Here is a 15,670-nt window from a genome sequence, read left to right as displayed (position 1 = left end):
ATGGATGATCAACCAGTATGCCTCGACCCCAAATAACGGTCTTGGAGGCAGGACGCACCATCTCGCGCGCGAGTTCGCTGCTCTAGGGTTTCGCGTCTATCTGATCGCGGCGCGCTGGCATCACTACCTGATAGACCGCGGGGAAGCGTCCCAGGCGCCGGAGCTGGAGCCCGTAGATGGCTACACATTCGTGCGCTTACCGGTCATGGACTATGAGCATGCTCATGATCGCAAGCGCATTCTGAACTGGTTCCTGTTCAACGTGCGGCTCCGGCAATTAAGCCGTATGTTGCCACATGCTCCTGACGCAGTGTTCTATTCGTCTCCCTCGCTGATACCGTTCCGGGGAGCGGCGCGATTGGCGCAGTGCCATCGAGCTCGACTGGCTTTCGAAGTGCGCGACATCTGGCCACTGACACTTTGCCAGCTTGGCGGGTATGCTCCGTCGCATCCAGCGATCCGATATATGCAATGGATAGAAGATCAGGCGTATCGCCAAGCGGATGTAGCCATTTCACCCCTCTCAAACGCCTCTGAACACATGCGGGCGCGAGGCCTCGACCCGGCCAAGTTTCTGCATGTTCCCAACGGATTTAGTGATGCAGAGCTGGCGGACCCGGATCCCCTGCCAAAAGACGTTGAACAAGATCTGCCGAGAGACAAGTTCGTCCTTGGTTATGTAGGAACGATAGGCACAGCAAATTGCATCGACACGCTGCTTGATGCGGCGGCGCGGCTGCGCCATAGGCCTGACATTGCTATCCGAATTGTCGGACAGGGGCAGGCGCGGAACGCGCTCATCAAGCGCGTTGCATCTGAAAAGCTTGATGCCGTTTCGTTTGTCGATGCTGTGCCGAAGCGCCAGGTCCAGTCGGCTCTCGCACGTTTCGATGCAGCTTATCTGGGCTGGCATGCGTCGCCGCTCTATGATTTTGGCATCTCACCAAACAAATTGGTCGACTACATGTATGCCGGTCTGCCCGTTTTGCATGCTTATTCGGGCCGGGGAGATCCCGTTGCGGCGGCGGGCTTTGGACTTAGCGTACCAGCAGGGGACGGTGCAGCCGTCGCGGCCGCCGCGGAACGATTGGCAGACATGAGCCCCGTTCAACGCCAGCGCTTAGGGGAAATCGGTCACCGGGTAGCCTGCGGCAGTATGGAGTACGGCGCGCTGGCAGCCTCGATTGCAGCGAGACTTTTCCCACAATAAGAACGAACCGGGCAGCCGATGCCGCGAAGGACGATATGAGATGGTTGCAAAACTGTTCTATGCACTGAGTATTTTACGCCGGCGCGGCTTGTCGTTCTTTTTCATCTATTTCCGTGAATCGGTCTGGTTCGATCTGAGGCACCGTACGCGCACAAGCGCTCGCGTCCCGAAGCAAGACCAGGATTTGGTTGAGGCTGGCACTGATGCAGCGGATGGCCTGCTGTACGTTGCTTCCTTTACGACCGTGACCCGCCAGAGTGTTGCATTGGCTGAGCAAATTCTTGGTTCGGCCCGTTTCAGACAGGCGCAGTTCCTAGATCTCGGTTGCGGAAAAGGCAAAGCCCTGCTTGTTTATGCGTTGAACTACGCGCGAATGGTCCAACATCCGCCCGTTGGAATCGAGTATGATTCCGACCTTGCGGACTTGGCAAAAGCCAATGTCCGAGCCTGTGGCTTCCAGCCCAACGAGGTTCAAGTAGCCGCAGACAGCGCGACAAATATTCGGGAATACACAGCCGGCGATTTGTCGATCATCTACCTCTATAACTCGTTTCAGGGCGAAACGCTTGGCCATGTTTTGAATGCGCTTCGCGATCATCCGCACCTGCTGATTTACGTGGATCCTGCCGAAGCCCAAAGGCTCGCACATTTCGGTTATGAGATTCTGGAGCGGCGCAAGGGGCGGTATAACGCGGACACCTGGCTGGTCGCGCGCTCTGAGACATTGCGAACGGAGCCGGGAGATGCCGGATAAGATCGCCCAGGAGAGGTGGGACGACCTAGTCGTAGGTACCAGCCCGCTGATGCTCATGTTGGCTCAACTGCTTGCGGTAGAAGGGCGGCGGGTTCTGATCGTCGACCGGGATGCGGTGCGCGGGGGCGCTTGGCAAACAGCAATCATAAAGGACGATTCAAAGCGATCCGATGTCGCTACCGAAATCGCTTGCCATGTGATCGAGGCCTTTCCAGGTGTTTATGAATGCTTGGAAGCCGCGGCTGGGGTTCCTTTCGAGACCTTGCGGGAACAACCAATGCGGGTTGGGCGCAACGGTCGGCTATTGCCCTACTTCAACCGCCCGCTCCTCTTACTCGCGGCGTTGCGGATGACGGCCGGAGTCGCTGTTCACGGTTTGAAAACGGTCCTTGGTCGGAGATCTGCCAGGAACGAATATCTGAACAATCGCATTAAGCTCGCCAATCTTCTGCGCTTCCAGATCGGCTATCTACGCGGCTGTCCCAAAATGCGTGGACCTCGTTTCGGTTACGTAGATTTCCTCACGCGCCTCTACGAACGCGCTATACGCGCTGGAGCCGATTTCGAGAGGCGGGAAGTTACAGCCATTCATCGCGACGGAAATCGATGGAGGGTCACTGATTCCGAGAGGCGCACTCTTTTGGTGTCTGCCGTACATGCCACCACTTCTGTGGGGCTTCGCCCCGATCAGGCAGGAACCGGGTGGGTTGCCGCAAAGGCGCGGCCCGACTTACGGCTGGCCGTAGTTGTCGAACTTGCGGAAGCGGACATCCTGACACACCAATGCTACGTTGGCATATGGCGGCGCTGGCCACTGCGCCGGGTTTCGCGTGTGGATACGATGCCTCCAGTCGACAAGTCAGAAGCCGGCATCAAGCGATTTCTTGTTGAGCTGCAATTTGAACGGCGAGCCAACAAACGCGAACTGAATAGTGCGCTGGAAGAGGCTCTGGACCTAACCGCGATACGGCGTCCGGGAGCGCCTTTCCGTCAGATAGGCGCAGTGGAATGCGTCGCCATGCAAAATATCGACCTATTGCCAGAAGGTGAGCTTGCCGACGGGGTAATTACCTATCATACGTCCGGAAACTTGGCCGCTGGGATTGCAAATTGGCTGCGCAACCGTGCACCTCGGTCTCCGCGATGGCTACCACCTGATATGCCCTTGGCCGAGAGTTCGTTAGCAACACCGGAGGATGTAGATGGCCCAGCAAATCATCTGGTTTAAGGGCTCTTTGGTTCCCTCCGAGGAGGCACGGGTAAATGTTCTGTCCCCGACAGCACAATTCGGATTGAACGTCTTCGAAGGCATTCGCGCCTATCGCGGAAGCGATGGCGTTCTACGCATCTTCCGTCTGAATGAACATCTGAAGCGGCTATTCCAGTCTTGCCGTATGATCGGCATCGAGAGTCCCTATTGTTCTGCCGAAATTGCCAGCAACATCGCCGCGGCTATAGCCGCAAATGACTATAATGATGACATAGCGCTGCGCGTGACGATCTTCGTCGATGGAACCGGAACGTGGCACAGTCTCGGCCCCGTCGATATGTTCATCGCCCCGGTCTCGCGGCCACGCCGCGACGTGAACGACGACAGTGGTAAGAGCGCCTGCGTATCCAGTTGGCGGCGCATCAGTGATCAGTCCATGCCTCCCCGGATCAAAACTGGCGCAAACTACATCAACGGCCGCTATGGCGTACTCGATGCACAACGCAAGGGCTGCGATTTGCCGATCTTTCTGGACCAGCACGGGCGGGTGGCCGAGGGGGCGGGAGCTTGTCTCTTTTTGGTTCGCGACGGCATGCTGGTGACGCCGACGATCAGTGACTCAATCCTGGAAAGCATAACGCGCGACAGTCTCCTGAAGCTCGCTGCGGCTGAAGGCATAACGGCAGATGTACGCAGTATCGACCGCACTGAACTGCTGCTTGCCGACGAGATTTTTCTCTGCGGCAGCGCGGCTGAGATTACACCGCTGACGACAATCGACGGACTTATTGTCGGCAGTGGCCGAATGGGCCCGCTGTCGCGCCGCATGTTGGAACTCTACTACACTGCCGCCGATGGCCGTGATCCGCGGTTCGTTGACTGGGCCACGGCGTGCTGAAACGGTTGATGGATCTGGTTGGCGGCCTGATTGCGCTAATACTGTTCAGTCCTCTTTTCCTGCTGATCGCGCTGCTAATTCGCCTAGACAGCCCGGGGCCAGTCTTTTTCGCGCAGAAGCGGGTCGGACGCGAACTGAGGCTCTTTTCAATGCTGAAGTTTCGTTCGATGGTTGACAAAGCCGAGACCATGGGAACCGGGCTCTTTAGCTACGACGATGATCCGCGCGTTACGCGCGTGGGCAAATTTCTTCGCATGACCAGCCTCGACGAGCTTCCCCAACTTTTTAATGTGCTTCAGGGAACCATGTCGCTGGTGGGGCCGCGCCCGCCAGTCAGCTACGAGCTTGGGCCCATCGAAGAGTATACAGAGGCAATGAAGATACGCTTCCAGGTCAAACCCGGAATAACTGGCCTGGCACAGGTGACCGGTCGCAATGATCTCGACTGGGATCAGAAGATTGTCCACGACAATCGTTATGTAGCGCTTTGGAAAAAATGGGGCATCCTGATCGATGTCTGGATACTGCTGCGGACCCTTTGGGTGGTTCTGAGTGCGGCCAATGTGATTGAGAAACGCCGGGACCAGATATGAGCGACTACGAACAGGTGACATCCGTGCCAGACGATCTGACCTGGGCTGAAGCTGCAGCGATTGCGGACGAGTACGGGCCGTCTTTCTTTCTGTTTGATGAGAGCCGATTTCGGGGAAACTTCCTCGCGCTGAGGGACGCTTTCCTTTCAACCTATCCGCGGGTCGCGATAGGCTATTCCTATAAAACCAACTACACCCCGCACCTCTGTCGGATTGTTCACCAACTTGGTGGTTACGCCGAAGTCGTCTCGGAGATGGAATATGCGCTTGCCAAACGGCTTGAGATCCCTGGAGACCGTATCGTTTTCAATGGCCCTGTAAAGGCGCCTGCGGCATTTGCCGATGCTGCGCGAAGCGGAGCCATTCTGAATCTCGACAGTGCGCGCGATTTGGAGCTTCTGGAGGAGACGGCCGCAACTGCAGACGGAGGCGATATTCGTGCGGTAATCCGTTGTAATTTCGAACTATCGCCTGGCGAGATTTCGCGTTTCGGGGTCGATGTCGGGTCGCCTGAGTTTCGGCAAATGATTCACCGGATCGGAGCTTTGGATGGGGTTCGTCTGGCGGGGTTGCACTGCCATTTTCCTGACCGCGATCTGGATAGCTTCGGGCGCCGCGCCGAGCAGATGGCAAGGTTGGTGAAAGATGTATTCACCGAGGCGCCGCCTGAGATTCTCAATATCGGGGGTGGCTATTTTAGCACTATGCCTGAAAGTCTCCGTGACAAGTTTGCTGTACCGCCGGCGAGCTTCACGGACTATGCCGAGCTGGTCGGTCCTATCTTGATATCCGCATTCGCGGATGGGCCACAACCGCCCACCCTGTTTCTGGAACCCGGCACAGCAATCGTGGCCGATTGTTTTCATTTCGTCACGCGTGTGGTCTCAACCAAGAGCATCAGAGGGAAGCACTTCGCGACCGTTGCCGGTTCCATGTTCGATATAAGCCCCATGGCCAGAACGCGCGCCCTCCCTGTCCGGGCGCTGCATCAGAACCCTGAGGTTTCCGCGCTTTCGTCATGGGATGTCGCGGGCTACACCTGCATAGAAAAAGACATCCTTAGCGAAGGCGTTATGGCTGCGCTTCGCAACGGAGATTTCCTCTGCTACGGCAATGTCGGTTCCTATTCGGTAGTCATGCGTCCCCCGTTTATCTTGCCCGCCAACCCTATCCTCATGCGGGTCGGCGGAGAGGTAAGAGTGTTGCGGGATCGCCAGAGCATGGAGGACGTCTTCCATAACTTCCGGTTCTGAGATGAGATTGATCTACATCACTAATGATCCGGCGGAGGCGGCACTAGTCCGCGATGCGGGTGTCGATCTGGTGATGGTCGACTTAGAAATTCTGGGAAAAGAAACTCGCCAGGGACACCTGGACACGGTGATTTCGCGTCACAGGATTGAGGACGTGTCAGCCCTGCGCGCGGCGCTGGGAGAGGGCGAACTCGTCGTACGGATTAATCCACTACATGAAGGTAGCCAATCTGAGATTGAGGAGGTGGTGGCGAGAGGTGCCGATCTCCTCATGCTGCCGATGTTTACCAACGCTGATGAGCTCGCCCGCTTTGTTGAGCTGGTCGACGGGCGTGCCGCAACCGTCGCACTTCTGGAAACCGGGGCTGCACTGGCCCGGCTGCCTGAAATACTGAAGGTTGCAGGCGTAGACTCCATACATTTTGGCCTAAACGATCTGCATTTGGCACTCGGATTAGACTTTATGTTCGAGGTGATGTCCGGAGGCCTGATGGACCATGCTGCGGGTCTGTGCAACGCCGCCGGTATTCGCTTTGGCATTGGAGGCGTCGCCCGCCTGGGGCAGGGAGTGCTGCCCGCAGATCTGGTGTTGGCTGAACATTGCCGGCTGGGGTCTCAGCGAGTGATCCTCTCGCGAGACTTCCGCACTCTTTCTGCGACGACCCCCGAAGATCGTGTCTCGGCCTGGACCCGAGCCGTCGGTGATTTGCGACGTCATCTGGTAAAACTTGAAAAACGGACGATATCGCAAGTCGAAAGCGATCAGGCCACCTTTAGGGATCGTGTCACCCAGATAGCGACGCTGCGCGCAGCGGCTGGAAATTCCTGCGACTGAGAGGTATATCGCATTTACATGCAGCACGTTACCGAGCCTCGAAATTGGCCTGTCTTGGTCATCTCGTTGAAAGACGACAGCGATCGCAGGACAAGGATCAAGGCCCGCCTTGACGCTCTTGGGATTCCGTTCTCGTTTCTCGATGCAATCGACGGCAGGTCAGGGCTTGCAGAGCACTTCGAGGTACTTGTCGATCGTTCGGCGGCGCGCGAAAGGCTGAAGGGCCGCGAAATGACCGACGCGGAGCTGGCCTGCGCACTTTCACACCGGTCGGCGTATGAACACATACTCTCCTCCAGTGTGGAGGGAGCGGTCATCCTCGAAGATGATGCGCATCCTACTTCGAGATTGCGATCATTTCTGGATAATCGGGCATTTCGGCGCGGCGATCTGATGCTGCTCGATCACGGGCAGATCATACCCTGGTTCGGCCGATGGCATCGCCTGCCGGGCGGCGGAATTGCACTTCCGGTTGGCTTCAAGGCCAACTACGCAACAGGCTATTCGCTTTCGCGGCGGGGGGCGGAGACGTTGCTTGAAGCGACAACCCCTGTGAGCATGACTGCCGACTGGCCGCTGGATTTGCGCAAGTTGGGTGCGCTAGCTTGCCTTCCTCGACAGGTGCGGCGGTCGAACGGTCATGTCGAAGCCTCGCATATCGAGCAATCCCGCAAGCATTCATTCGCCGCGTGGCGGCAGCAGCGATGAGAACGGAGACCCTATCCGGTCTGGCCACGTTCGTCATCGGAACAGCAGCATATGGTCTCTTGCCAGCAACGCTGTGGTCTGCCGGAGGCCCGCTATGTTTCGGCGTTCTGGCGGTTTTGGGGCTCGTTTTGATAGCGCTGAACCGAGGTCCCCGCCCGGCTCCAGGGCCGTTTCTAGCGCTTGGAATCATGGTGCTCTTGCTGGCTGGTCTCAACATGCTTGCCGGCGGAGCTGCTCAAAGCGGGCTGCATGTACTGTTGAGTTATGCGGGAGTACTGCTTCTTTATCCTACGGTGGTATCTCTTGGGTGGATTGGCTTCGGAAGTCGGGCGCTTCTCGTTTCCGCTTTGCTTGCTGCAGCCCTCTACTCGGGATATCTGCTCGTCCAGCACCTCGTCTTCGCCAACAACGACCCGGCTCCGCTCGGCTACGGGACGGTTTCGGGCGCGTTCAATCTGCTGGTGTCCGCCGCAATATTACTGGCATGGGTACCTCAACGCGGCTGGCACCAGCTGGGAGCGCTTGTTGGACTATTCGCAGCGATGATTGGGCTAATCCTGTTTGCCAACCGCGCCTCCATACTAGCATTTACTGTGACTTTGATCGTCGCAGCTGCGGCCGCGCCATGGCAAAGCCGACGCAACTGGGTCGCATCGGGCGGTTTGGTTGCCGTGTTGCTGGCGGTACCAGTCCTCGCGGCATTGCTGCTGCCGGAAAGCACTACCCATGTGCTCTGGCGCTTTGAGGTTGCAATACAGGAAACCTGGGCAGCCTTCGAAGCTCCGCAGCTAACGAGCATGGGTGTGCGTATCGAATATTGGTTGAGCGGCATTGCAGCATTTGTTGAGCGTCCGCTGACCGGTTGGGGGCTTTTGGAGCATGCCCAGGCCAGTGCGCAATTCCGGCGGGAAGGAGCAGAGAATTTCCCGGTCTATTCCACCCTGCACAACGAGTTTATCGTCCACGCGGCTGCCTTCGGCTTTGCAGGGCTATTGTTCATGTTTGCATTGTTTGGGACTGCGCTCTGGGCGATTCACCATGCCGCTATGGATACGGACAAGCGAGCAGGCATACTTTGGCTTTCGGCGGGGTTCGTCTTCCTCAATTTCGATATCGCATTAAACTATGCCCCCACGAGTTACAGTTGGTGGTTTCTCACAGCTTATTTCTTTAGCACTGATAACGTTTCGCCACGGCTTTCCTTCGCAAGGATAGCGCGCTGAAGAATGCCGGCAATATCCCCTTGGTCGCTTGTGCGCGGTGGTTCCAAGTTAATGCGCAGCAGCAATTTCCCGATGCCAAATGGCCTGTGGGTCGTAGGAAAATCTTTGTATTAGGTAGCTGAGATGGTCCCTTCACAACCCTCTGAGACTCGAATTCCAGCTCTGGATGGGCTGAGAGGCATCGCAGCCATCATGGTAATCGCGTGGCACCTCACTGGGTCAATGGTAAACCGCCAGGGATGGTCCGAGATGGTTTATGCGACGACTATCTTCGGACGGACAGGAGTGGATCTGTTCTTTGTTCTTTCCGGCTTCCTTATCGTCGGAATTCTGATAGATAGGCGCCGATCTAAAAACCTGTTTTCGGTCTTCTATGTCCGGCGCGCTTGCCGCATCCTGCCGCCGTACATGGTGCTCATTGCTCTCTATTGGCTTTGCTTTCTTTTGCTGGGCAGTTCAGAGGCGTTCAACAACGACGGCTTTCCCCTAAACCTGATGGCACAAGCTTCCATGCTGTGGAATGCTGCCATGTCATGGGCTGACAATGGCATCGCACGGGGCTTTTCAATTACCTGGTCGGTAAATATCGAGGAGCATTTCTACCTCGTTTTTCCAGCTCTTGTTTGGGTTTGTCCTCGTGAACGCATCGCACATCTTTTGGTCATTATTGGACTTGGATCATGGGCAGCACGGGTTGGGTTTCATCTGACCTATCCTCAGTACGAGTTGGCTCCTTATGTGCTGACGCCGTTTAGGCTCGACGGCCTGTGCGTAGGGGGGCTATTGGCGTTGGGCTACAGGTGCGCTTTTGTTTGGAAAATCGCAGTGAAAAAGCGAGTCGCGCTGCTAGCTGCGGCAACAGTGAGTGTTCTTTGTGTGCCGTTTCAAATCGCGCTAATCAGGCACGAGCTTGCTTGGCATATGTACCTGTGGGGCCATGCTTGGTTATCGGTTGTGTATGCGCTCGTCATTGCGGCAGTCGTCCTGAATGCCCACAAGTTGTCTTTCCTTAGTTCGTTCCCCCTTTCTCTCGCGGGGAGATACTCATACTCGCTTTATCTCTTCCATCCGCTCTTCTTGAGCCTATTTTTCGTTGTTGCAGGCAGGCGTGAGCTAGTCCTTGGGTGGTACGATGTCGCTTTGGTGGTTGGGTCTCTAGCTGTGACCGTCGCCTTCTGTGTAGCTCTGTTCGAGACCGTCGAGAAAAGGTTCCAGCGGCTAGGGCACCGGCATCGATACGAGGCCGGCGTCACCTCGACTGCGCTTAAGCCGGCAGGGTAGTTAGGTCGGTTCCACGACGAGCCGTTGGCTTGCGTCGCGCTCAAAGCCGATGACGGTGCGCTCGAACACCGCATGCAGGCGTCTATTGTCTTCGGCTTCCACCGCGGCACGCAGTTCCTCGAGTTCACGCTCCAGCTTGTCCCACGACAAGAAGCCTTCGCGGGCCATCATGATGTGTGAGCTGCTGGTTGGCTGCGGGTTGTCACCGATGAGCAACTCCTCATAGAGCTTTTCTCCCGGCCGTAATCCGATGGGCACGATTTCAATGTCACCATCGGGATTGGCAGGCGTCTTTTCGAGTTTGCCGGAGAGACGGAGCATCTTTCGGGCAAGATCGATGATCTTCACAGGCTCACCCATATCGAGAACGAATACCTCGCCGCCCTGAGCCATCGCCGACGCCTGCAAGACCAGCCCAACGGCTTCTGGGATCGTCATGAAATACCTGGTGACCTCCGGGTCGGTCACCGTAATCGGGCCGCCCGAGGTTATCTGCCGGCGGAAAAGCGGGACGACGGATCCGCTGCTTCCCAGGACGTTTCCGAACCTCACCATAGAAAACAGGACTTCGTTGTCGTTCTGCGCCGCCAGTGCTTGGACGACCTGCTCGGCAAGTCGTTTACTTGCTCCCATAATGTTTGTCGGCCTCACGGCCTTATCGGTTGAGATCAGTGTCATCCGCTCGGCGCGTGAATTTTGTGCCGCGCGCGCAACGTTAAGCGTTCCAATAACGTTGTTCGTTGCTGCCTCAATGCTATTTCCCTCGATAAGCGGAACATGCTTGTAGGCAGCGGCGTGAAATACGATTTGTGGCTCGTACTCCGAAAACACTGAATTTAGGCGGTTGGTGTCGCGAACAGAACCAAGGCAAGGACTGATCGCGGTTTCGATCGCATGTTTCTCGGCCAGAGTCCGAAGTTCTTGGTCGATTGTGTAGAGGCCGAATTCGTTGTGGTCGAAGAGAACGATCCGTGATGGACTACACGCATGGATCTGACGACTAAGCTCGCTGCCAATCGACCCGCCTGCACCAGTTACAAGACAGCATTTTCCCCTGAGCAAAGCCGGATCAATTGACTCGGTGATGGGCGCGCGTTCGAGCAGGTCGATAATCTGCAGTTCTTGAAGGTCGGCGAATTGTGCTTCGCCACGTGCGATATCCAGGATCCCCGGTATTGCTCGCACTCGCACCTTGAGGTCGACTAGCGCATCGACAATTTGCCTTCGCCTCTCCACGCTTGCGCTGGGAACCGCAATGAGAATGTCCGTTATATCGAAACGTCGAATAACTGCGGCAGCGTCCGCAGGTGAATAAATCTCGAAGCCATTCAGTCGCCGGCCATGCTTGGCCTTGTCGTCGTCGAGAAATCCACAAATCTTGTATTCATGTGTGCCCGACAGGGCCTGGCTGGCCTGTGCTCCTGCCTCGCCTGCTCCATAAATGAGAATCTTTCTCGTATTTCCGGTTCCGGCAGGTCTCATTAGCATTTGCGCTGCGGCGATCCGACCGCCGAACACGAGACTGAAAAAAAGAATTGGCTGCAGAATACCAACCGATCGGGGCACGGCTGGAAATCTAGCCAACAGCAATATCGAAAAAAACAGTCCGCCATATAGCAAGGCCGCTGTAGCAGTAGCGCCCAAGCTGGATGCTCCAGAATACCGAAAGATTGCGCGATACAGACCAAACCGAATGAAGAACGGGATAAACAGGACGCCCGATAGCCCGTAGGCCGTCCACTGATGTCCCGTCGGTATGTGCCTCACCTCCAGGCGAAGCGAAAAAGCAAGCCAGGTCGCAAACAGCGCCAAACAGAGATCGGCAAAAAGCACGATCAACTGCTTTTGCCGGCGCGGGAGGGCAGTCAACGCGCCCTTGATCTTCAAAATGCCGCCGTTCATGGCAACTGCACAAACCGGCGAACAGTTAGAATTGCAAGCTCAATTTTGGCGGATTCTGTAAATTGAAGTTTGCAATCCAACTATTTTCAGTTCGGGTGCCGCCTGAATCTAACCCATGGAGCCAGATTCAACTGGCAACCCGGGGCGACAGCTGTTGCAGCGGGAAACATTGCGCAAACCCGACTACTACCCCGCCCAGCTCCCGTAAGCCGGCACGATCCCGATATCGTCGTCGATCTTCGACAGTCCGCCGATCAGGGCAGGGCAGGCGAGGAGCACCCGGTCGCCGCTGTTTTTGCAGCGGATATCGACCGGGCTGGGCGTCATGCCGTCGAAACCGCGCAGGCCGCGTTTGTCGTGGATCGTGACGGAGACCCAGCCCTCGCCGGAAGTGACCGGCATGTGGTCTTCAGCGGAACTGCCATCCTTGTGGATCGTCACGCCGTCCGACCGGTGAATGAGCAGCGTGTCGTCCACCGCGCGCAGATAGACATGGATGGTGAGGCTTGGCGGCCGCAATCCTTGCGCCATCGCAAGCGCTTCATAATAGGTGTGGCCTGAATGGCTGACGGATCCGGCCGTGCCAGCACCGGCCGTGATCTGCGCCACCCAGAACTCTGCTCCGTACCGCCGGCTGCCGACGTCGCGGATTTTGTCGATCAACCCCTTCACATCCGGATTGAGGCTACCCGCCGCGCCGCCATAGTCGGTGTTGTCGTTGATGTATTTGGCGAGGCTCGAAGGTGTTGCCCCGTTGAGCAAAGACAGATAGGCGGGAAACGAAAACGCACCAATCGTTGCGGATACGACGCCGTTGCCCGCCATGCGCCCGCTGTCCTGCAGAAGGTTCATCGCATGGTCGGTCAGGAAGCCTGATTGCGGCATCGAGACGATGCCGCTGGTGCTGTCGATTTTCAATGCTTCGACAAAGCTTCCGCCATCCGGGCTCACTTTCATGCTGAGATCGGTGTCGCCCGCCAGGCCGATTTCCGCATGCCCTGTCCAATTGCTCTTGAAGATGAGGCTGGCGGTATCCCCCGAACCCGCCTTGTTGATCGATATCCGGTGGCTGTCGCCCGCATGCGTGAAAAGCGCGTAGGCAGCGCGAACCGAAAGCAGATTGCCCGGATCGGCAGAGGTGTTGATACCGAGGCTGCCGACAGAGAAGGCGGCACTGCCGCCGGCGCCGATCACCGCGTCCAGCCGCTCCCAGTCACTTCCGGTGAAAACAAGTGGCATCGTTTCGTCAGCGGCCCAGGCCAGCCAACCCGCTTTGGGTTCGTGAAAGGTCCAGGTTCCGTCCTGCCAGGCCGCAAGTTCGCCTGCATGGCTTGCCCAGGCGCCGGTTGGTGAACTGCCGACGACGTGCCGTTCGCCATCCACGGGGCTGCCGGGCGGCGTGTCTGTGCCGCTCGACGTGACTCCGACCTGCACCACCGCATCCAGCCGGCGGATCGCCTCATTATGCGTGACGTTGGGCTGTGCCTGCGCCGGCATTACATAGGGCAGGTCAAGATTTGGGGTGCTTTCCATGGCGGGCCTTTCGCAAATTGCGGAGCCCAGCATGGCGGCATCCGCAGGCTGTGGGACAGCGCGGAGGGCCGAATATGAAATATGAAGCTGCGCCAGCCCGAAAACGCCTTTCTCGTGGGCGCTCGAACTGCTTGCAGGTGGAAATAAATGTTGCGGGACAGAAAATCTGTCCCACAGCCGTGCGACCTAGAGGATAGCCTCGATGATCTTGTCTTGCACTTGCGCGCCAAGATAGGGGTGCATGGGCAGGCTGATTACCCGGGCCGCGAACCCGTCGCTGACCGGCAGGCCATTGGGGTCGCGCGGAAAATCGCGAAACGCTACCTGGGCATGAAGCGGGATCGGATAGTAGATCGCAGTCGGAATGCCCGCATCTTTGGTTTTTGCAATCACCTCGTCGCGCTCGGCGGCGGATTTGGTGGTGATCGTATATTGCGCCCAGGTGCTGCGCAGGCCTTCGGGCACGGTTGGCACGCCGTAGCGGCCCTTGAGCCCTTGCGAGTAGCGCTCGGCCACGCGCTGGCGTTCTTCGATCTCGTCGGCAAACACGGCCAGCTTCTCGATAAGGATCGCTGCCTGCAGCGTGTCGAGGCGGCTGTTCATGCCGATACGCTGCTGGTCGTAGCGATCCGCGCCCTGACCGTGATTGCGCAGCGACGATATCAGTGCCGCATATTCATCATTGTCAGTCGTCAGTGCGCCGCCGTCGCCATAACAACCGAGCGGCTTCGCGGGAAAAAACGAGGTCGTGGTGATATCGGCAAGCGCGCCGACGGTGCGGCCGTGATAGCTGGCGCCGAAACCCTGCGCTGCGTCGTCGATGACAAACAGCCCGTTCTCGCGCGCGACCGGAATAATCGCGTCATAGTCGGCTGAAAGCCCGAACAGGTCGACCGGAATGACGCAGCGCGGCGTCAGGCCTTCGGCTTTCGCGAAGGCGATTGCGCGCTTCAGGCTTTCGACATCCATGTTGAACGTGTCTGGCAACACGTCGACAAAGACTGGCGTCGCTCCGAGAAACGGCACCACTTCCGCGGTCGCCGCAAAGGTAAAGGACGGTACGAACACCGCGTCGCCCGCCTTCACGCCGAGCGCCATCAGCGCCAGCGAAAGCGCATCGGTGCCGTTTGCGCAGCCGAGCGCGTGTTTGGCGCCGCAGAATGCGGCGAGCTTTTCCTCGAACTCTTTAACCTCGGGCCCCATGATGTAGCGCCCGTGTTCCAATACCCGGCCGATCGCGCTGTCGAGCTGGTTGCGAATGCGCGCCTGCTGCGCCGCAAGGTCGATAAAGGGCATGGTCATGCTTGGCGGAGCCTTTCCGGGAAATTGTCTGAGACGGCAGTAGTGCTGAGCGCGGCTGCCACAGGCAGCTATCACGCCAGGCAGCTAAGCGGCAAGCGCGGCCATATGCACGGATTGTAACGAGGCCGTAACAGCGCTTGTGCGATGCGGCGGCGGGATTTCCCAGGCGGAAGTTTCGCTATTTCCCCGGCGTCGTGCCGGAGGCCGGCTGCACGCTTTCGGGCTGGATCGTCATCTTCACGTTGCGCTCGAATACGATGACTGCGCCTCCGCCGGTGACGTCGACCGTGTCGGCGATGACGCGGGCATCCTTGGTCGTCATCTGGACCCCTTCGCGGCCGGCGACCGTGCCGGAGCCGAGGTCGAGTTCGCCCTTTTCGAGCCGCGCGGTCATGCCGTCAGTGGTTTCGATATTCACCGGATTGGTGAGTACAAGCTTGCTGGAACCCTTGAGCAGGGTACCGCCGGCGGTCTCCACATTGGCCCACGCCGCGGTGCCCAGCGGCAGTTTGGCAGTGATTTTTTCGAGGTCGGTCTGGTTGTTGTCCAGAAGGCTCTGGATCGCGCGCTGCGCCTGAAGTTCATAGGGGCGATTTGTTTCGGTAAAACCGCTCATGCGTGGATTGGCGATAACGACCTTGGCGTTTTCGATGGTGATGCCGTCGAGATCGATGGAGGCGCTGACGACCTGATTGAAGACAGAGCGCGCGCCAAGCGCCGCGACCATGACGAGCGCCAGCGCGGGCAACAGGCGGCGAAGCAGCCTGATGCGGCGCGATCGGCGCTGCTCGCTGGCATAGACCTGCGCTGTCACCCGCTGCGCAGGTGCTGCTGCCGCGTCAAATGTAGCGTCCGTCATCATCGTTTCGACCAGTCGAAAATCTTGCGCTCCTTACGTCATCGCATCGTGGCCAATATGCGGTGGCAACGGCAACCAGCACCGGCCACTGTCGCACATCTAGGCCCGC

The 15,670-nt window shown here is 57.9% G+C and carries 14 protein-coding genes; 10 read left to right on the top strand and 4 right to left on the bottom strand.

What is annotated here, in order from left to right:
* The first annotated feature begins 4 nt into the window (after positions 1-4).
* The 10 genes from EP165_RS00185 (at position 5) to EP165_RS00140 (ending at position 9,965) form a co-directional block, all read left to right on the top strand.
* On the top strand, positions 5-1,210 hold the full coding sequence (locus tag EP165_RS00185) for a glycosyltransferase family 4 protein (RefSeq protein WP_127519549.1): 1,206 nt from the start codon (positions 5-7) through the stop codon (positions 1,208-1,210).
* A 40-nt stretch (positions 1,211-1,250) separates the two neighbouring features.
* Positions 1,251-1,964, top strand: a complete 714-nt coding sequence (locus EP165_RS00180) for a class I SAM-dependent methyltransferase (RefSeq protein WP_127519548.1) — start codon at positions 1,251-1,253, stop codon at positions 1,962-1,964.
* Positions 1,954-3,192, top strand: a complete 1,239-nt coding sequence (locus EP165_RS00175) for a hypothetical protein (RefSeq protein WP_127519547.1) — start codon at positions 1,954-1,956, stop codon at positions 3,190-3,192. The genes EP165_RS00180 and EP165_RS00175 overlap by 11 nt, the downstream gene beginning before the upstream one ends.
* The gene (ilvE, locus tag EP165_RS00170; RefSeq protein WP_127519546.1) at positions 3,167-4,072 is read left to right on the top strand and encodes a branched-chain-amino-acid transaminase; all 906 of its coding nucleotides are present in this window, start codon (positions 3,167-3,169) and stop codon (positions 4,070-4,072) included. The genes EP165_RS00175 and ilvE overlap by 26 nt, the downstream gene beginning before the upstream one ends.
* Before the next feature lie 8 nt (positions 4,073-4,080).
* Complete coding sequence (locus tag EP165_RS00165) at positions 4,081-4,665, top strand: sugar transferase (protein WP_127519545.1); 585 nt, start codon at positions 4,081-4,083, stop codon at positions 4,663-4,665.
* Positions 4,662-5,918 (top strand): alanine racemase, encoded by a 1,257-nt coding sequence (locus EP165_RS00160; RefSeq protein WP_127519544.1) that lies wholly within the window; start codon positions 4,662-4,664, stop codon positions 5,916-5,918. The genes EP165_RS00165 and EP165_RS00160 overlap by 4 nt, the downstream gene beginning before the upstream one ends.
* 7 nt (positions 5,919-5,925) lie before the next feature.
* Positions 5,926-6,753, top strand: a complete 828-nt coding sequence (locus EP165_RS00155) for an aldolase/citrate lyase family protein (protein ID WP_164742909.1) — start codon at positions 5,926-5,928, stop codon at positions 6,751-6,753.
* An 18-nt stretch (positions 6,754-6,771) separates the two neighbouring features.
* Positions 6,772-7,461, top strand: coding sequence for a glycosyltransferase family 25 protein (locus EP165_RS00150; RefSeq protein ID WP_127519542.1), 690 nt, complete (start codon positions 6,772-6,774; stop codon positions 7,459-7,461).
* The gene (locus tag EP165_RS00145) at positions 7,458-8,684 is read left to right on the top strand and encodes an O-antigen ligase family protein (protein ID WP_127519541.1); all 1,227 of its coding nucleotides are present in this window, start codon (positions 7,458-7,460) and stop codon (positions 8,682-8,684) included. Before EP165_RS00150 ends, EP165_RS00145 begins: the two co-directional genes overlap by 4 nt.
* A gap of 123 nt (positions 8,685-8,807) precedes the next feature.
* Positions 8,808-9,965, top strand: coding sequence for an acyltransferase family protein (locus EP165_RS00140; RefSeq protein WP_127519540.1), 1,158 nt, complete (start codon positions 8,808-8,810; stop codon positions 9,963-9,965).
* Here the strand turns inward: EP165_RS00140 and EP165_RS00135 are convergent, their stop codons facing one another.
* The 4 genes from EP165_RS00135 to lptC all read right to left on the bottom strand — a co-directional run bounded on the left by EP165_RS00135 (position 9,966) and on the right by lptC (position 15,561).
* Positions 9,966-11,867 carry a polysaccharide biosynthesis protein gene (locus EP165_RS00135; RefSeq protein ID WP_127519539.1) on the bottom strand — a complete coding sequence of 634 codons (1,902 nt, stop codon included), beginning with the start codon at positions 11,865-11,867 and terminating at the stop codon, positions 9,966-9,968.
* Between the two features lie 186 nt (positions 11,868-12,053).
* Entirely contained in the window at positions 12,054-13,400 is a 1,347-nt protein-coding gene (locus tag EP165_RS00130; protein WP_164742906.1) for a DUF2793 domain-containing protein, read from the bottom strand.
* 186 nt (positions 13,401-13,586) lie between these two features.
* On the bottom strand, positions 13,587-14,702 hold the full coding sequence (locus EP165_RS00125; RefSeq protein WP_348629547.1) for a DegT/DnrJ/EryC1/StrS family aminotransferase: 1,116 nt from the start codon (positions 14,700-14,702) through the stop codon (positions 13,587-13,589).
* Between the two features lie 178 nt (positions 14,703-14,880).
* Entirely contained in the window at positions 14,881-15,561 is a 681-nt protein-coding gene (gene lptC, locus EP165_RS00120) for an LPS export ABC transporter periplasmic protein LptC (protein ID WP_164742905.1), read from the bottom strand.
* Positions 15,562-15,670 lie beyond the last annotated feature (109 nt).

The sequence above is a fragment of the Mesorhizobium sp. Z1-4 genome (assembly GCF_004000235.1).
Classification (GTDB): Bacteria; Pseudomonadota; Alphaproteobacteria; order Rhizobiales; family Rhizobiaceae; genus RCIO01.
Note: the sequence above shows the minus strand (reverse complement) of the source record. Positions and strands in the feature narration are given on the sequence as shown.